General features: G+C 35.1%; 20 protein-coding genes. 9 read left to right on the forward strand and 11 right to left on the reverse strand.

The genetic code is table 11. The features are described 5' to 3' along the window. The coding region (locus H7U22_RS22895; RefSeq protein ID WP_222621907.1) for a hypothetical protein at positions 1 to 207 on the reverse strand (207 nt) is incomplete at its 3' end. Positions 208 to 330: 123 nt separating this feature from the next. Here H7U22_RS22895 and H7U22_RS19000 point away from each other — a divergent pair. Continuing rightward, positions 331 to 927, forward strand: coding sequence for a master DNA invertase Mpi family serine-type recombinase (locus H7U22_RS19000; protein ID WP_187072924.1), 597 nt, complete (start codon positions 331 to 333; stop codon positions 925 to 927). An 89-nt stretch (positions 928 to 1016) separates the two neighbouring features. Here H7U22_RS19000 and H7U22_RS19005 read toward each other — a convergent pair whose 3' ends face one another. Together H7U22_RS19005 and H7U22_RS19010 are read right to left on the reverse strand one after the other, a co-directional pair. Further along, positions 1017 to 1229, reverse strand: coding sequence for a hypothetical protein (locus H7U22_RS19005; RefSeq protein WP_187072925.1), 213 nt, complete (start codon positions 1227 to 1229; stop codon positions 1017 to 1019). A gap of 16 nt (positions 1230 to 1245) precedes the next feature. Continuing rightward, positions 1246 to 1464, reverse strand: coding sequence for a hypothetical protein (locus H7U22_RS19010; RefSeq protein ID WP_187072926.1), 219 nt, complete (start codon positions 1462 to 1464; stop codon positions 1246 to 1248). A gap of 86 nt (positions 1465 to 1550) precedes the next feature. On the opposite strand from H7U22_RS19010, the gene H7U22_RS19015 reads away from it, so the two are divergent. After that, complete coding sequence (locus H7U22_RS19015) at positions 1551 to 1793, forward strand: helix-turn-helix transcriptional regulator (protein WP_187072927.1); 243 nt, start codon at positions 1551 to 1553, stop codon at positions 1791 to 1793. Positions 1794 to 1840: 47 nt separating this feature from the next. Here H7U22_RS19015 and H7U22_RS19020 read toward each other — a convergent pair whose 3' ends face one another. The 5 genes from H7U22_RS19020 to H7U22_RS19040 all read right to left on the reverse strand — a co-directional run bounded on the left by H7U22_RS19020 (position 1841) and on the right by H7U22_RS19040 (position 5475). Next, positions 1841 to 3007 carry a relaxase/mobilization nuclease domain-containing protein gene (locus H7U22_RS19020; protein ID WP_187072928.1) on the reverse strand — a complete coding sequence of 389 codons (1167 nt, stop codon included), beginning with the start codon at positions 3005 to 3007 and terminating at the stop codon, positions 1841 to 1843. Beyond that, a complete protein-coding gene (gene mobC, locus H7U22_RS23200; protein ID WP_248284807.1) occupies positions 3004 to 3447 on the reverse strand; it encodes a plasmid mobilization relaxosome protein MobC in 444 nt (147 codons plus the stop codon). The genes H7U22_RS19020 and mobC overlap by 4 nt, the downstream gene beginning before the upstream one ends. Positions 3448 to 3539: 92 nt before the next feature. Then, positions 3540 to 4484, reverse strand: a complete 945-nt coding sequence (locus tag H7U22_RS19030) for an AAA family ATPase (RefSeq protein ID WP_187072929.1) — start codon at positions 4482 to 4484, stop codon at positions 3540 to 3542. A 114-nt stretch (positions 4485 to 4598) separates the two neighbouring features. Continuing rightward, complete coding sequence (locus H7U22_RS19035; RefSeq protein ID WP_187072930.1) at positions 4599 to 4904, reverse strand: helix-turn-helix domain-containing protein; 306 nt, start codon at positions 4902 to 4904, stop codon at positions 4599 to 4601. Between the two features lie 106 nt (positions 4905 to 5010). Further along, positions 5011 to 5475, reverse strand: coding sequence for a hypothetical protein (locus H7U22_RS19040; RefSeq protein ID WP_187072931.1), 465 nt, complete (start codon positions 5473 to 5475; stop codon positions 5011 to 5013). A 735-nt stretch (positions 5476 to 6210) separates the two neighbouring features. Between H7U22_RS19040 and ahcY the strand changes: the two genes are divergently transcribed. Both ahcY and H7U22_RS19050 read left to right on the forward strand, forming a co-directional pair. Then, the gene (gene ahcY / locus H7U22_RS19045; protein ID WP_187072932.1) at positions 6211 to 7527 is read left to right on the forward strand and encodes an adenosylhomocysteinase; all 1317 of its coding nucleotides are present in this window, start codon (positions 6211 to 6213) and stop codon (positions 7525 to 7527) included. A gap of 306 nt (positions 7528 to 7833) precedes the next feature. After that, positions 7834 to 8175: a DUF6370 family protein gene (locus H7U22_RS19050; protein WP_187072933.1), complete on the forward strand. Its 342-nt coding sequence runs from the start codon at positions 7834 to 7836 to the stop codon at positions 8173 to 8175. A 170-nt stretch (positions 8176 to 8345) separates the two neighbouring features. Here the strand turns inward: H7U22_RS19050 and H7U22_RS19055 are convergent, their stop codons facing one another. After that, positions 8346 to 9290, reverse strand: coding sequence for a polysaccharide deacetylase family protein (locus H7U22_RS19055; protein ID WP_248284808.1), 945 nt, complete (start codon positions 9288 to 9290; stop codon positions 8346 to 8348). Between the two features lie 95 nt (positions 9291 to 9385). On the opposite strand from H7U22_RS19055, the gene H7U22_RS19060 reads away from it, so the two are divergent. After that, positions 9386 to 9898 (forward strand): hypothetical protein, encoded by a 513-nt coding sequence (locus H7U22_RS19060; protein WP_187072935.1) that lies wholly within the window; start codon positions 9386 to 9388, stop codon positions 9896 to 9898. 151 nt (positions 9899 to 10049) lie between these two features. Here H7U22_RS19060 and H7U22_RS19065 read toward each other — a convergent pair whose 3' ends face one another. Next, a complete protein-coding gene (locus tag H7U22_RS19065) occupies positions 10050 to 10430 on the reverse strand; it encodes a GtrA family protein (protein WP_187072936.1) in 381 nt (126 codons plus the stop codon). 1 nt (position 10431) lies between these two features. Then, entirely contained in the window at positions 10432 to 12072 is a 1641-nt protein-coding gene (locus tag H7U22_RS19070) for an ArnT family glycosyltransferase (RefSeq protein ID WP_187072937.1), read from the reverse strand. A gap of 84 nt (positions 12073 to 12156) precedes the next feature. Here H7U22_RS19070 and H7U22_RS19075 point away from each other — a divergent pair, with 84 nt between their 5' ends. From H7U22_RS19075 to gcvP, 4 genes are all read left to right on the forward strand, one after another. After that, complete coding sequence (locus tag H7U22_RS19075; protein WP_187072938.1) at positions 12157 to 12873, forward strand: pyridoxine 5'-phosphate synthase; 717 nt, start codon at positions 12157 to 12159, stop codon at positions 12871 to 12873. 97 nt (positions 12874 to 12970) lie between these two features. Further along, positions 12971 to 13864 (forward strand): EamA family transporter, encoded by an 894-nt coding sequence (locus H7U22_RS19080; protein ID WP_187072939.1) that lies wholly within the window; start codon positions 12971 to 12973, stop codon positions 13862 to 13864. Between the two features lie 186 nt (positions 13865 to 14050). Next, a complete protein-coding gene (locus tag H7U22_RS19085; RefSeq protein ID WP_187072940.1) occupies positions 14051 to 14614 on the forward strand; it encodes a hypothetical protein in 564 nt (187 codons plus the stop codon). A 484-nt stretch (positions 14615 to 15098) separates the two neighbouring features. After that, positions 15099 to 17975, forward strand: a complete 2877-nt coding sequence (gene gcvP / locus H7U22_RS19090; protein WP_187072941.1) for an aminomethyl-transferring glycine dehydrogenase — start codon at positions 15099 to 15101, stop codon at positions 17973 to 17975. Positions 17976 to 18134: the final 159 nt, after the last annotated feature.

Below are 18134 nucleotides of genomic sequence, written 5' to 3' on the forward strand. Positions count from 1 at the left end.
TTGAACACTATTAGGGTCTTCTTTTATGAGCTCATCACGCTTTTCATTATTTATAATAAATGCATCATTGAACCCAGTCTTGATACCATAATTAATGCGAATATTCCATTGCCTTAATGGCGTTCCAAATCTTTCAATTTTCTCTTTAATCTGCTTTTCAATAATAGATAATATTGTCCAATTGTCAGATTTGGAGAATGCATTCAAACTACTATTGTGTCTAACATAAACGCTGATTTACATGTATAAAAAAATGCATAGGTTTAGTGTATTCCGTTTTGGTTTAATTTAAACAATCTACTTTTGATTTTAATTAAAAAAAACTTAAACATGATTTACGGATACATTAGAGTAAGCACAGACAAGCAAACAGTAGAAAATCAACGCTATGAAATCAATCAATTTTGTGGCAAACACACATTCGTAGTAGATAAATGGATAGAAGAAACCATTTCTGGTTCCAAAAATGTTGATGATAGGAAGTTAGGCAAGCTCCTGAAAAAAATGAAAAAAGAGGATATTCTAATTTGTTCAGAATTATCTCGCTTAGGCAGAAATTTACTGATGATTATGGGCGTGCTTAACGAATGTATGAACAGAGATATACAAGTTTGGACTATCAAAGACAATTACCGCTTAGGAAGTGATATCAATTCAAAAGTTTTAGCATTTGCATTTGGTCTTTCAGCAGAAATAGAAAGAAATCTAATTTCACAACGAACCAAGGAAGCTTTGGCTAGAAAAAAAGCGGAGGGAGTAATTTTGGGTCGTCCAAAAGGGAGTAAGTCTGCTAAAACAAAGCTGACAGGTCACGAAAGGAAAATTAAAGAATTGTTAGATAGAAAAGTCTCTTATAGTGCAATAGGCAGAATATTAGGGGTGCATCGTTTAACGGTATCTAGTTTTGTAGGTAAAATTACAGCGTAAAAACTTTGTGTTTCAGTATATTAATTTGTACTGTAACACATTGCTAAATTTTAATTCTTTTATACCAATTACGGCAAAAAGAAAAATAGTTATCTTAAATGAGAGGCATTTGGATTTGATTTCCAAAGATCATAATCCCAAGGATATGCACAATCGCCATCTAATTCACCATCAATTAAAGGTTGGGTTTGTCCCTCATTATAAAGCCATCTTTTGAAAACCATGCTTTCATTTTCAGGCAAATCACTAATTCGGATATAGATTATGTTACCATCATTTAAAATATTCTGCATTTCAGCCATAATCAAAAATAAGAAATTAGTAACCTCTTTTTTTATACTTCATAAATTCTTCAAAATCTTTTCTGCTTGCTCGCTGACTATTTGAAATCGCAGTAACTGATTTTATGAAAATTATCCAAACTACTAATGCAAGTCCTATCAAAAAAACCGATTTGTAACCAGAACTACCAAGTGCACCAATCATCATAAAAAAGCTGACAAAAGAAGCGATAAAAAATTTAAGCACTGTTTTCATAATGAATAATCTTAAACTAAGATAATAAAAATTACTCATACCTGTGTGTGTGATACTCAAAAAATCATTACACAAATTGCAAATCAATGGAAAAGCGTAATTCTAAATCAGAAATTGATTTGTATGTGATCAATAAGGTTAAAGAATATAGGCTTAATGCAGATATTTCTCAAGCAAAGCTCGCAAACGAACTCGATAAGTCGCTAAGTTTTATTGGTGCTATAGAATCGCCACGTTACAGAGCTAAATACAACATCCAACATTTAAATCAATTGGCTAAACTTTTTGGCTGTTCAATAAAGGATTTCTTTCCAGAGTTACCATTGTAATATGTATAGGTGTATATACGTATATCTGGATATATAGATATATACGGCTATCTCTTCATCTTTTTTCTTTTTTTGCTGTCATCTTCATCATCAGCAATACTTAAATCAAAACCAAAATTACTGATGCGCTTAATATCGTTAGCATGACCAGTATCATATAAAAACATATCTTCATTATCGCCTCCAATTTTTTCTGTCCCTTTTGCAAATTCTCGAAACTTAAAATCAATTCCTGATGATTTCTTTGGTAGTCGTTCTTCTTCGCTAAATTCTCCTTTATAAATACCATTAATTTGTATTGATCGCTCTCTATCGAATTCATTTTCTTTATAAATACTTCCAAAAGTTGGAAGACTTCTTGCAGTGTTGGTATTTTCGCTTCCGTTTCCGATGTTGTATCTTTCTCTTGTTCTATCGTTTGCTTGGCTAATTTCCGTGCGGTCTCTAATTTGCTCATAGTCTAATTTATTTATAATGTTTCCCCATTTGAACTGATTGCCCAGGGCTTGCCCTCGAGCTTTAAAATTTTGGCTGATAAATGTAATGCCAGACACTTTTCCTGTTGTTGCTTGATTAAATATTAAACTGATGCCAGAGCGTTTCAAGTGATCGATAAACTGTTTAATGTTTTTACTAGTTTCTATAGCAATAGCTACTTTTTCTTGCATCAACATTTTTTCAGAAATCTTTCCAGTTCGATTTATCATTTCGAGTTCGTCTTTATCTGGCGATTTATTCAATGAGAATTTACTAGCATCTACCTTTATTAATTCATACTTATCTTCAAGTTCTCTAACAATTGCCTCACTTCTTGCGTAATTATTACTATCGGAAACTACTGTTCCATCAAACCTGTTCCTGAGTGTTAAAATATGGCAGTGTGGATGTTCTGCATCATGATGACGGAAAATAAAATATGGGTTATTGTCGAAACCCATTCTTACCATATATTCTTTGGCGATGGCTTCCATTTTAGCATTTGATATTTTTTCTTCAGCAGAAAAATTAAGACTGGTATGGTAAGTATTCCGTTTCAGGTTTGGGTTCAGGGCTTTCATTATTGCCAATTCCTTTTTTATTTCTGTTTGGTTAAGGCTAAGGAAGTTGGTTGATAAAAGTTCTGCTCTGTTTTTGATATCTGTACTATAAACTTTTTTTAGATTATAGTTTAGCGCACCATTAAATGATTTTCCAATTGCTTGCTTTGCGATCATCTCAAAATTATTTTAATAATGGTATCGAGTTTTAAAGACAATTCATTCATGACTTTATAATCAATATGATTCGATGTCTTAGAGTTTAGTTGCTTTGCAATTTGGTTAATGTTATTACCAATGCGCTTTAACTCTCCATAGCTTTGTAAATCCAAAACTGGAATCTTGGGTTGAAGTAATCTATTCTTAAAAACAATTTCTCGCAGTACTTCTGCACCAGAAAGATTTGAATAAGCACATAAGGATGCCAGTTGCTCTACTTCTTTTTCATTCATTCTAAAAGTAAATTTAGTACTCCGTTTTTCCTCTTTTTCTTTTTGCGGTCTAGCCATAATTACATGAACATGGTGAGTTGGAATATTTAGTGGTTGGCAGGACAAGCGTTTTGGTCTTACCAAAACATGGCTTGCTTCGTGCAAACGACCTAAAAACCTTTCCAAGAATTCACAAATTGATATTATCCTCGTACAATTCGTACGCCTCGTACTTTGTGGGGATTGTACGACTTGTACGAGGCGTACGAATTGTACGATTACGATTTGCTCCACTTCCTAATTGCCCCCTCAGATACCCCAAGTTCTTTAGCAATCAGAACATTTGATAACCCTTTTGCTTTTAACTCCATCATCCTTTCGATTTTGGCAATTTTATCATCTTCATTGATTGTTCTTATCAAATCGTACTCATTGCCTTTACCAATTTCTTTGAAGCCTAAAAACCCTTTATCTTTTGAGAGTTCACAGATTAAAACATTTTCCCCATCGTACTCTAATTCAGCACTTCTTACTTTCAGCTGTTTGATATAGCGAATGCTTTTTTCTTTAGCGCTTCTGCCAATGGTAAAAACTGAGTCCGCAAAGTTCGATTTCATTTTTGAACCCTGTAAGTCATTTAGGCTAATTGGTCGCCAGTCATCTACTTTTTTATTATGCTCTAAAATGATAAAAGTTAGTTTTTGGTCCAATTTCAATTCTGTTAAGCTGTTCATTATCGGAATTGCATTTTTTGCCGAGTCCGTATCTCCTGCAACAACCTTTGTCATATTATCTATAATGATTACCGTTGCGTTTGTTCCTGAAATACTTTCCTTGAGAGAGTCTATAAAAAAGCGGTCGTAATCTTTTTCGGGCATTTTTCGTAATGTAGAATACCCAGCTCTGTAGAAGTTTTCAGGAAACTCAAAGTGTACCCCATTATCATCACGATATCGTTTTTCAAATTGTTTATCGGAAAGTTCCAAATCAACATATAGCACCACATAATTTGATTTCGCAATATGAATTCCTATTTGTACAATTAGCGCAGTCTTGCCAATGCCAGTGTCAGCAAAAAGAATAATAAGTTCTCCCTGAATTATCAACGGTGGATAAAGTTCTATTGGATCTGGTGTTAAAAATGCGTCTTTTAAAACTTGGTTTGCGGTTCTGACTTCAAATAATCTAAGAATATCAGAAGATGGATTATTATTGGTTTCCATTTAAATTGATTTGATGAAATAAATTAAAACGGTACCTTAGCTGTGTTGAGCAGGTACTCAATGAATTTAAAGGTGAAAACATGTGCTTGTTTTCGCTTTATTTTTAATACGAGATTATTTAAGGTATTTTGATGGGTCGTCAGTTGAAATAGTTCTTCTCCCTTTTTCTATCCAATGAATTAGATCTTCTTCCAAGAATAGCAACGTATTTCCCCTTTTGATAGAAGGAATCTCTCCCTTATGGACGATTTGCCTTAAAGCACCAGCAGATTTTTTGATGATTTTTGATGCTTCTTCTGTTGATAGATATTTAGTTTTTGTTGAGCTGTCAGATAACTTAGTATTCTCTAAAACAGTAATCAACGCCTCGACAATTAACTGTTTAAGTTGAGGCTCGCTAGTAAGAATGATGTTTTCCATAATATGCCGATTTTATTTATGGCACAAATGTTTGATTTTGTGAGATGGAACATTCCTATTTTGCCTACTTGTAGGAATAATAGTGGAAATAGTTTTTTATAGAATTTTACAAAGACTGATTTTTGTTATGAAACTCAATAATTTTATGGAATGACAAGCCTGGAAACATTCTGAATTTATGTTGTATTTCCATTTCGATTCTTTCTTCCTCATAGGCATTATCTTCAACCCCTTTGAATGTAGTGTAAAGTATGCCACTAAACCTAGTTGCAAAACATTTTGCTACATCTTCAATTCCCAATTTTTTCATTATCCCATATTTAACCAATACATTATAATATAATCTGGCATAAGATTTTTTGCCAAACCATTGAATGTTATTTGCATATTTTAATTCGACTAAAATTTCATCGAAAGCAGTTGCATGACATATATATTCATCATTGAAGAGAAACAAATAGTTCAAATGTTGTTCAGGTAGTGGCTTCTGAATTTCTTTTTTAGATAGGCTTTCTAGAATTAATCCCGTTTTCCTAATATGAACGAATGTGAAATTAAGATTTGAAAACATACTTCTCGAAAAGGTTGAGGAATACATGACATAGCTCCCATATGAGAGTATAAATACCAACAAAAATGATAATGGTAGTAAAAATATAGATCGATTAGGGATGGTTATGCATATAAGGAGAACCATGGTAGCGATACTTGCTAATAATAGAAAAATGAGTAAGAAAAAATGAAATGTAGAGTAAAATAAAAATGATTTTATTGAATTTCTCTCGTCGTCTGATTTTCCGAAATAACCTAAAAACTCTGCTAACTTGGCTTTATAAGTTTGTCTAGGTAAACTATAAAATGAACCAAAAAAGTACATCAATTTTAATTTGGTAGGTATCTGTAAGTCGCTAATTCTTATCGTGGCTATTAAATAATTTATGGAAATTACCAAAATGAATGATACAATAATATAATATGTATAAATGTTGATTATGCTTTTTGAGACCAAAATAATAGGAATACTTGAAATCGCTAACAAAAGAATGTAGCATATTATTGTCAATCTGACTGGGGAGAACTTAGCTTTTCTTAAATGTCTTAACATAGTTATTGATTATCGGATTAGAAAGTAATCGTAATGTAGAAATAAAACTGTAAAACTCTGTGTGCTATAGTGTGATATTTATTCACGTTAAAATTGCTTACTTTTGTGAGCTGATAATTGAAAACGTTTGCAAATTGTTTGCGCATTCAGATTTAAAAATCAGTTAAACAATTGATAATCAATTAATTTAATTTAAATTTTATGTCATCAGTAGAGACAACTTACATTCCTTACAAAGTTAAGGACATTTCACTGGCAGAATGGGGCCGTAAAGAAATCGGATTAGCCGAAGCAGAAATGCCAGGTTTAATGAGTTTACGTAAAGAATTCGGTCCATCGCAACCGTTAAAAGGTGCTCGTATTGCAGGCTGTCTGCACATGACCATCCAAACGGCTGTATTAATCGAAACATTAACAGCTTTAGGTGCTGAAGTTACCTGGTCATCTTGCAATATTTTTTCTACGCAAGACCATGCTGCTGCTGCTATCGCCGCTGCAGGTATTCAAGTTTACGCTTGGAAAGGCTTAAACGAAGAAGAATTTGACTGGTGTATTGAGCAAACTTTGCACTTTGGCCCAGATCAACAGCCATTAAACATGATTTTAGATGATGGTGGCGATTTAACCAACATGGTTTTTGATAAATATCCTGAGCTAATTGCAGCAATTAAAGGTTTATCAGAAGAGACTACAACTGGTGTTCACCGTTTGTACGAAAGAATGAAAAACGGAACATTACACGTTCCAGCAATCAACGTTAACGATTCTGTAACCAAATCTAAATTTGACAACAAATACGGATGTCGCGAATCATTGGTAGATGCAATTCGTCGCGCTACCGATGTAATGATGGCAGGTAAAGTTGCTGTTGTTTGTGGTTATGGCGATGTTGGTAAAGGTTCTGCAGAATCTTTAAGCTCGCAAGGTGTACGTGTAATCGTAACCGAAATCGATCCAATCTGTGCTTTACAGGCTGCCATGGAAGGTTACGAAGTTAAAAAATTAGCTACCGCAATTAAAGAAGCTGATATCGTTGTAACAACAACAGGAAACTGTAATATCGTTCGTGAAGAGCATTTCAGAGCATTAAAAGATAAAGCGATTGTTTGTAACATCGGTCACTTCGATAACGAAATCGACATGGCTTGGCTAAACGGAAACTATGGCGATACCAAAATCGAAATCAAACCTCAGGTTGATAAATATACAATTGATGGCAAAGATGTAATCGTCTTAGCCGAAGGCCGTTTGGTTAACTTAGGTTGCGCAACTGGTCACCCAAGTTTCGTAATGAGTGCATCATTCACCAACCAAACTTTGGCTCAATTGGAACTTTGGACAAACACTGCTGCTTACGAAAACAAAGTTTATGTTTTGCCTAAGTATTTAGATGAAAAAGTTGCCCGTTTACACTTAGAGAAAATCGGTGTAGAATTAGATGTTTTGGATCAACACCAAGCGGATTATATCGGTGTTCCGGTAGAAGGTCCTTTCAAGGCTGATACTTACAGATACTAAGCCGCAACCCTCTCCCGATGAGAGGAAGCTGGATAATACTAAAAAGGGATGTGCAAATTGCATGTCCCTTTTTTATTCCCCCTTTTAGAGGGGTGCCTGCAAGGCGGGGTGTTCATTTAGGGAATTAAATTTGTGCTTTTTTTTGAAAATGGGCGTTTACTAATTCTTCGCAAATTCTAGCCCTGCTATCCATTCCAATCTTTTTATGTAAAAAACATAAAAAGGATTTCCATTTCTATCAGGTTTATTTTACAAAATAGAGTAATTCTTTTGCCACAGAAAACCTACATTTGAAAAACGAAAACAATGAAAAATCTAATATTTGCCCTAGTATTAAGCATATTTGCTATAAGTGCAAACGCACAAGTAGCGCCCAAAAAAGCAGTAACCTCAAAAGTGATTACAAAGCAAGTTGTTGATGTAGCCTGTGGCGAATGTCAGTTCAAAATGAAAGGTAAAGATTGTGAGCTTGCCGTTAAAATTGATGGTAAATCGTATTTCGTAGATGGAAAAAATATCGATGATTTTGGTGATGCACATGGAGAACATGGTTTTTGCAATGCGGTTAGCAAAGCAGAAGTAACGGGCGAAATTGTAAACAATCGTTTTAAAGCAAAAGAAATAAAGCTGTTGTCAAATAAAAAGTAATTTAACCGCAAAGTGCGCAGAGTTTTTCGCAAAGAAACGCAAAGCTAATCATATAACCCTGTTGTATTAACATCTAACTTATACGCCATACATGGTTTAAATTTGGCGACTAACTTAATTTTTTCTTTGCGTCTTTTTCTCTGAGTTCTTTGCGGTTAAAAAGAAAATATCTACTCAAATTCCTTTTCCAAACCTTGCCTTAAATCAAAAAGTAACCACTGTTTGGTTATAACATCAGCTTGCTTGGCTTTCAATAGCTGAATAAAATCTTTAACCCCAATTTCTTCATTGCCATTCCCATGAATCAGCACAATGCTCCCCGCATTTGGTTGCTGGCCTTTAGCCAACCAAGCATCACTCCCAATTGGAATAAGTCCATACGCTTCAATTTTCTCTACAATACTTTTATCAGAAACTAAACCCGGGAAACGAAAAAAAACAGAGGGCGTTAAACCATTTTTAAGCATTAGCTTTTCATTCTCCAAAACTTCAATATCTAAATTTGTTCCTGGGGCAAGCAAAAAATTCTCAGCTAAGGGCAAGCTGTTTACTTCGTGGTTATAGGAATGATTAACCCAAGTAATGTTCAGTTCTTTCTTATCAACCAAACTTTTTAACCAGTTCAAATCATCCTGATGTTTGAGCATCCATTTTCCAGAAACGGATACAGCAATTGGTGCAGGTTGTTCTATTTTTTTAAATTCATCAAAAACCGATTGGAATATAATTCGATCTAAACCTTTATGCGAAGGACAAAGGTCTATAGTTAAGGTAATTCCCTTTTCGTTTGGAATGGCATGATCTATACCCGCGTTTTGTAATTGTAAATCCTTTTCCAAGGCTGCTTCTAATGATTTTACGTAAGCCGTATTTTTAAAAATGGCCAATACATTTGAATATTCTAAACTGCTTAAAGCATACTTATTGGCAAAATCTATTTTAGTTTCTAAACTATTTGGATTAACCAAAAGCAAATATTTTTGATTGTTATTTGCAAAACTTCTTAAAGCAATTAATTTTTCCTGATTTTGAGTAGCTATTGAATAATTCACTTTATACCGCTTGATCATCTCAAATTTTTGAGCGAAACTCTTTGATGTTAAGATGATTATCATAAGTAAAAATTTGTATCTCATGTAGTTAAAAATAATGCGAAAGTTTCAACAGTCAAAAATAATCTTATATTTGAATTAGGAAGCTAAATTATTCTGTGAAAAAATCTCTCTATTTTTTCTTTTTATTGTTTCTATCTATTGGTTGTAGCGATACAGGCTCAAGCAAATCCGCATCCATTTCATCCATAATTTTAAAGGCATATCAATCAAAATCAATATCGGATGGTGCTAATTTTTTAATTCAAAAAGGATATAAATTAAGCAGGAAAATCGAAAACAAAATATCTGCTACAAGTTTAACTACACTCGAATTTGAAGGCGATCATTTGATTTCATTAAGGGCCATTGAAAATAACATTACCGAATTAACTTGCCAATCCAAACAGATCAATGAGGTTGTGAAATTAAAAGAAGAGTTAATGCAAGATTTCAATTTTAAACCAGAACATAAAAGATTAGTCAGTAATCAGGATATCAAAACTGATTTTTACTCAAATGGTGAAATTGTAGCTAAAATTGTAACCATCAACTATAAAGATGGTAAAAGTAATTTCTGCAGCATAAGTTTTAGGCACAAAAATCAAATTCCTTATTTAAAATCTTTCTAATTAAGTTCGAATCCGTTATCTTTACCAAACGGCGCAATGAACAAAGAAAAAGTAAAATTATGGTTTAAGCGGGTGGGGCTAGTTGGGTTTTTATTCTTCCTAATTAAAGGGATAATCTGGCTTGTTGTGTTCTATTTTATCGGCAAAAACGTTACTTAAAAGTAAACAGCATATTCGCCAAGAAATTCCAGATAAACACAATTACAATCGCGAAGAATTTAGCTACATAAAAATTCGTTCCATTTTTACGTTGATGGAAAAGATAAATAATAAAAGTATTTAAGCCCAAACCAATTAAGCTCACCACTAAAAATTTGCTAAATTCTGTTCCCCAATGTGCATTAGTACTTTGGAAAGTCCAAACTCTATTAATTAAGTAATTATTGGTTACAGCCAGTGTAAAACCAATGGCATTTGCAACATACTTATTCACTTTTATCTTTTCTTTAAAAAGCCAAGTTGCACCAAAATCAATCGCCATTCCAAGCAAACCTGTTAATCCAAATTTTATAATGCGGAAGAATAAATCCATGCTAATGTATTTTAACCAAATAAAAATGCTCTAAAACCTGAGGGCGTGTTTTAGCGTTAATAAATTTCCCAGTTAGCTTTGTAATGTGGTAATACTCAAATGATTTTAACACTTCAGCATGGTATTCGGTTTTTAATCTAGCGAGCTCAGATTCGGGAGTATAGATTACAAGATCTTGCTCGCTTTTAGATTTGTTTAATTCCTCGTAACTCCAGAAGTATTTTGGTTCTCCTTCAGCATAGAAATCAAATGAATAAGCATCAGGATACATTAAAACTGAAGCCTTTGCTTTTGGATAATTTTCCTTTAACCATTTGCCAGCTTCCATTCCGGATTCGTATTTAAGCACTGAAGGATAGAAAAATCCAGAAAGAAAGATCATTAACCCTATCGAAATAAAAGTGGTTCTGGCTAGGAGTGTTTCAATTTTTATTCCTTTAAAAATTAGGAAAGAAATAACCAAGATAGCAATCAAAATTGCTACAGCAATAAAATAATAGTTGAATCCAAAAAATACGGCGAGTGTAGATAAAATTAGTATAATTAAAATTGCCAATATATGCTGAACAGTAGAGAATATCTTTAAACTCTTCCCTTCCAGCTTTTCTAAATACAATGCCGTAATTATGGCAAACTGTGGTAAAATGATCAATATATAATGTGGCAATTGGAATTTTGAAAGCGAGAACAACAGAAATGTTATTGCCGCACTTACCCAAATAAAAATACTTTCTGCAGGTAAGTTTATTCTGTTTTTCTTTTTGAAAAGATTGAATATTGCAGTGTAAAATAAAATGGACCAAGGCAAAAATGCCCACAGTGTTGTATGCAAAAAGAAGGAAATATCTCCCTTACCTTTTATCGGTCCGTTGTTAAAGAAACGACCAAACTGACTATCCCAAAAGAAAAACTTTAATCCAGAAACTCCAGTTTTCCCGAATACTACTTTCTCTGGATGAAGATCAAACTGAATATATAAGGTGTATAATTCTGGAATAATGAATATTAAAATAAGAATAATTGCCAGCCACCATTTGGGTTTTAAAAGCTGTTTAAATTGCTTGGTTAGCAACCAATAAATAATAAATCCACCAAAAACTGGAATCAAAACAAAAATTCCTTTGATCATTATGGCACATGCGGCGAAAAATGATCCGGCAACGATGTGCCAAAACAAACCTTGATGTCCCTTGTAGTAGTGATAAATGGCTGCGAATGTAAAAGTGGTAATGTAAACTTCTGCTCGAACATCAAAAGTAGAAATCAGAATGTGTAACGAACTCAGAAAAATTAGGGCGCTAATTAAACCAATTTTTTCACTATAAATATCTTTTGCAAGTTTATATATGTACCAAGCACCCAATAATCCGAAAAGAAAAGAAGGAAGTTTGTAGGCAAAAGCTGTGATTCCAAAAACTTTGAAAGATGCTGCCGCAAGCCAAAAGGTTAAATGTGGTTTATCCAACCAATCAGCCCCACGAACGTAAAGATTGATATAATCGTTGCGCAATACCATATTCTTAGCAATGGATGCATACAATGCAGAATCGGGTTCCATAACACCACCAAACAGTGATATGGCACTAATGGCAACAATTAAAGCAATAAGGATTTTATATAAAAGTTGATCTTTCAAATTCATTAATATCTCAACAAATATGAGCAAAAAAAAGTCAAATTTATTTAAGGTTTCCGATTAACAAACCCAAAGCATTATCTTTGCGGTATGACAAAATTATCGGTTAACATCAATAAAATTGCTACACTTCGCAACAGTCGCGGAGGTAATAATCCTGATTTAGTTAAAGTTGCACTAGATTGTGAACGTTTCGGAGCGCAAGGAATTACCGTACATCCACGCCCAGATGAACGCCACATTCGCTATCAAGATGTTTACGATTTGAAAGCAGTTATCGCGACAGAATTCAACATTGAAGGCAATTGCAAGGAAGATAAATTTGTCGATTTAGTTTTAGCAAATAAACCTGCTCAGGTTACTTTAGTGCCCGATGCTGAAGGTCAAATCACATCAAATCATGGCTGGGACACGATTAAGCATAAAGATTATTTGAAGGAAATGGTTGCAGTTTTCCAAAAGGAGGGCATTAGAGTTTCTATTTTCGTAGATCCTTTGGTCGATATGGTGGAAGGCGCTGCAGAAACCGGAACGGATAGAATTGAATTGTACACTGAGGCTTATGCGCATAATTATTTTGCCGATAGAGAGAAAGCAATTGTGAGTTACATCGCGGCTGCTCATCATGCAAATACATTGGGTTTAGGAATTAATGCTGGTCATGATTTAGATTTACATAATCTGCATTATTTTGCGCAAAGTATTCCGGGTTTATTGGAGGTTTCTATTGGGCATGCGCTAATCAGCGATGCGCTTTATTTGGGATTAGAGACTACCGTTCAAAAATATTTACAACAGCTCAATTAATTTAACCACTAAGTACACCAAGAGAGGCAAAGAGAAAACAGAGCCTTTGTGTTCTTTGTGAAAACTCTTTTTCTCTGTGGTTAATTAAAATTATATAATGTTAAAAGGAATTCTCCTTGTTTTTTTTGGTGCCTGTAGTTTCGGCATCCTTTCTACTTTTGTAAAACTGGCTTACCATGATGGTTACACTTTAGGTGATGTAACTGGAGCACAGGCTTTTTTTGGTGCCGTAATTTTATGGGTTTTATTTTTTTTTCAAACGAGAACAGCAAGTTATAAATCAAAAGAAACGATCATAAAAACACCTTGGTGGAAAATGGTTCTCGCAGGAACCTGCACAGGATTGGTTAGTGTATTTTATTATCAGTGTGTAAAGTTGGTTCCGAATTCTGTAGCCATTATTTTGTTAATGCAATTTATTTGGATGAGCATATTAATGGAATACTTTATATTTAAAAAACGACCAACAGGATTGCAATTTCTAGCCATTCTTTTAGTGTTGGCTGGAACGGTTTTGGCCAGTGGAATGGTAGAAGCAAGCATTCAATCCATCAGTTTAAAGGGAATAGGTTTCGGGTTGTTGGCAGCACTTTGCTATGCCGGTTTTTTAATGTTAAGTGGAAGAATAGGAAATGAATACCCGCCTTTAAAGAAAAGTGCTTTAATGATTACTGGCGCATGCTTACTAATATTTATCATTTTTCCGCCGACTTTTTTGTTTGATGGAGCGCTTAATGGTTCACTTTTAAAATGGGGATTAATCATTGCGGTTTTCGGTACGGTAATTCCACCTTTATTTTACGCAGAAGGTGTTCCAAGAATCGGAACAGCTTTAAGTTCTATTTTAAGTGCTGCAGAATTACCTGTAGCCGTAATGATGGCTGGTTTTGTATTGCAAGAGCAGGTCTCTTTTTTACGATGGGTTGGCGTAGCGGTAATTTTATCGGCAATGGTGATTCCCAATCTCAAATATTTGAAACGAAAGGCTTGATTGTAGACAACAAGGAGAACGCTGAGAAAATAATCGCCGAGGACATTAAGTTAAGGTGCCGAGAGTACGCTGAACTTTTCTTTGTGTGCTCTGTGAAATCTCTTTCTCTCTGTGCTAAAAATCTTTTTTTCCTTTGCGGTTAGAATAAAAAAATAAATATCTTTAAAAAAGCATAAAGAACTCACGATGAAAAAACTTACGATCTATATTCTATCTCTAATTGTTATCGGCTTCGCCGGATGTAAAAATAAAACCACCATTAACCAAAGTGAGGCTGGAGAAGTAATTACAGATTATTTGAAGGCAAACCCCGAATATAAAACCACTCGCTTTAATTTTGGTGAAATGAAATTTAGCAGTACAAGCGATAAGGTTGAATTGGGAAAATATAGAACGCTTGAAAACAAAGGGTTGGTCTCGATAAATTTAAAGGAAGCAAAAAAGAAGTTTCTCTCTAAAGACAGCAGTTTTGTTTATCAAATTACCTTAACTGATAAAGCTAGTCCGCTGGTTTTAAAGCAAGATAAAGATAAAGCTACGGTTAGGGTTGTTGAGTATTTATTATCAGATGAAAAGCCTGTAGATTTTTCTCAAGTTAATTCGAGCACAGCAAAAGTTACCGTATCCTTAAAGAAAGTAAATACCGATTTTGCTCCATTTGATCAGGATGCGAACGAAAACAGCAATTTCATTACAAAAACTTATAAACTAAAGTTGAGTAAAGATGAAGGATGGAAAGTGCAGAAGTAGGTTTAAAGCATGGATTGCCGTTGGCTAAAGCCGAACGGCAATGAAATCGACTATGAACAATAATCGTTTGAAAGCGATGGCTATCTATATTCATTGCCGTCAGTTTCAACTGACGGAGTAAATAAATACATTAGGCTTTAGCCAAAATTGGCGCTTTGCAAACTGTTTTTTTTGCAGTTTCATGATTTTCTAAACCCTACAGCCGCGAAAATACTTTTTGTTTGCAATAACCTTAAACATGATAGAAACCAACAAAAAGATTGTAGCAAATGGCGGGAACAAACATTAATTTTTGTTCAGGCATTGCTTTCCGAATAAATGAAATTCTTCGAGATGGCACTCAAACGTTTGACCTCAAACTAACACTTAAAATCTACCATTTTTGTCGCTTTTAAACATAAATAAGACACCTTTTTTACATTGATTTATAGTAAAATACAGGTTCGTTTTTCTTACCTTTGCGGCATCTTATTATTCACACCGCATGAGCTTAAATATCCACTACAAAGAAGAGTTTCAAAACCGACATATTGCGCCAAATCAGGAAGATACTGAGGCGATGTTGCAAGCCGTTGGCGTAAATTCGATTGACGAATTAATTGAACAAACTGTACCGGCAACAATTAGGTTAAAACAGCCTTTGAATTTGCCTGCAGCGAAATCAGAAACCGAATATCTTAACGCTTTAAAACAAACTTCTTTGTTGAATAAAGTTTTCAAAAGCTTTATTGGTCAAGGTTATTACGACACGATTACGCCCGGCGTAATTTTGCGTAACGTATTCGAAAATCCGGGATGGTACACGCAGTACACGCCATATCAGGCAGAAATTGCTCAAGGCCGTTTACAGGCTTTGTTAAATTTCCAAACCATGGTAATCGATTTAACCGGAATGGAAATCGCTAATGCGTCACTTTTAGATGAGGGTACAGCTGCGGCTGAGGCGATGTTTATGCAGTACAGCACTCGAAAAAACCAAGCAGCGAAAAAATATTTCGTGTCGGAATTGGTTTTTGCTCAAACCACAGATATCTTAAAAACCCGTGCTAATCCTTATGGTATTGAACTGGTAATTGGAAGCCATTTGGATTTCGTAGCTACTGAAGATTTCTTCGGAGCGATTGTTCAATATCCTGCAGGTAATGGTGAAGTTTTCGATTATAAAAACTTCGCATCAGAACTTCATAATCAAAATATTAAATTAACCGTTGCAGCTGATATTTTAAGCTTAACCTTATTATCGCCTCCGGGCGAGTGGGGTGCAGATATCGTAGTGGGTACAACTCAACGTTTCGGGATTCCGATGGGTTTTGGTGGACCACACGCAGCATTTTTTGCCACTAAAGATGAATACAAACGTTCAATCCCAGGTCGTATTATTGGAGTAACCATCGATAGTCATGGCGATTACGCTTTACGGATGGCTTTGCAAACCCGCGAGCAACATATCCGTAGAGATAAAGCGACTTCAAACATTTGTACTGCACAGGCATTATTGGCTATTATGGCTGGTTTCTATGCAGCTTACCATGGTCCGAAAGGATTAAAAGCAATTGCAGAACGAACTCACGGTTTGGCTGTAAGCTTAGCCAGCACCTTAAAAGGCCTAGGTTTCGAACAATTAAGTTCTGTTTATTTCGATACGATTCGTTTCGAATTAGGCGATTTAAAAGGTGGGATTCAATCTGGTTGTATCGATAACGAAATCAACTTAAATTATACAGGAAGTGTAGCAACCATCTCTTTTGATGAAACCAGCACTTTTGAAGATGTTGCTTTAATCTCTAAAATCTTTGCAAAAGTTAAAGCAATTGCTGCTGATGAAGTTGAGGTTGTAGATAATGTTGAAACGGTTATTCCTGCAGAATTACAACGTACCTCAGCTTATTTAACACACCCAATTTTTAATTCGCACCATTCAGAACATGAAATGTTGCGTTATATTAAGTCTTTAGAAGCAAAAGATTTATCGCTTTGCCACTCGATGATTGCTCTGGGTAGCTGTACCATGAAATTAAATGCAACAGCAGAAATGATTCCAGTTACTTGGTCTCACTTCGGTCGCATTCACCCGTTTGCTCCAGCCGATCAAGTATTAGGATATTACTCGGTTTTTAACGAGTTGGATAAATGGTTAAGTGAAATTACCGGTTTTGCAGCAATGAGTTTACAGCCAAATGCTGGTGCGCAAGGCGAGTATGCTGGTTTAATGGTTATTCGTGCTTATCACCACGATAGAGGTGATTTCCACCGTAACGTAGCTTTGATTCCTGCTTCTGCACACGGTACAAACCCTGCTTCTGCAGCAATGGCCGATATGAAAATCGTTGTCGTAAAATCTTTAGAAAACGGTAACATCGATGTTGAAGATTTAAAAGCAAAAGCAGAATTACATAAAGACAATTTATCGTGTTTGATGGTGACATATCCATCTACGCACGGTGTATTTGAAGAAAGCATTATCGAAATTTGTGAAACGATTCACGCCAACGGCGGACAAGTTTACATGGATGGTGCGAACATGAATGCACAGGTTGGTTTAACAAGCCCAGCTAATATTGGTGCGGATGTTTGCCATTTAAACTTGCACAAAACTTTCTGTATTCCTCACGGTGGTGGCGGTCCTGGTATGGGTCCAATCGGTGTGGCAAAACATTTGGTACCTTATCTTCCTGGTCATGCTGTGGTTGATATCGATAAGGGAAAATCAATTTCTGCAGTTTCATCTGCACCTTGGGGTTCTGCGTCTATCTTGATTATTTCTCATGCTTACATCGCAATGATGGGTGCTGAGGGATTAACTAACGCTACTAAATACGCAATTTTAAACGCAAACTACATGAAAGCTCGTTTGGAGCAACACTATCCGGTGCTTTATTCAGGCGCTCAAGGTCGTTGTGCACATGAGATGATTTTAGATTGCCGTTCATTTAAAGCCTTTGGAATCGAAGTAACGGATATCGCAAAACGTTTAATGGATTACGGTTTCCATGCACCGACGGTTTCGTTCCCAGTTGCAGGAACTTTAATGGTTGAGCCTACAGAATCTGAGCCTAAACACGAGTTAGACCGTTTCTGTGATGCGTTAATCGCCATTAAAAATGAAATTACCGAAGTAGAAAACGGTACTTTAGATAAAGTTGATAATCCATTAAAAAATGCACCGCATACGGTTTCCGTAATCACTGCGAACGAATGGGATCATGCTTACAGCCGTCAAACTGCTGCGTTCCCGCTTCCTTATGTGTTAGAGCGCAAGTTCTGGCCATCAGTTGGTCGTGTTAACGATAGCCATGGAGATAGATCATTGATCTGTGCGTGTCCTCCAGTTGAAAGTTATTTAGAAGAAATAGTTCCTTAAAGATTCTTTTTGTCCGTCTTTGCGAAGGGGCACGACGAAGCAATCTAATTAGATAAATTATCTGCAAGTTTTATGAAGTCATTTCATAAAATCTTGCAGTTTTTTTTTTGGCCGTCATTTCGAGCGAAGCGGAGAAATGTTTGTTATTAGAAACTCGTA

The sequence above is a fragment of the Pedobacter fastidiosus genome (assembly GCF_014306625.1).
Classification (GTDB): domain Bacteria; phylum Bacteroidota; class Bacteroidia; order Sphingobacteriales; family Sphingobacteriaceae; genus Pedobacter; species Pedobacter fastidiosus.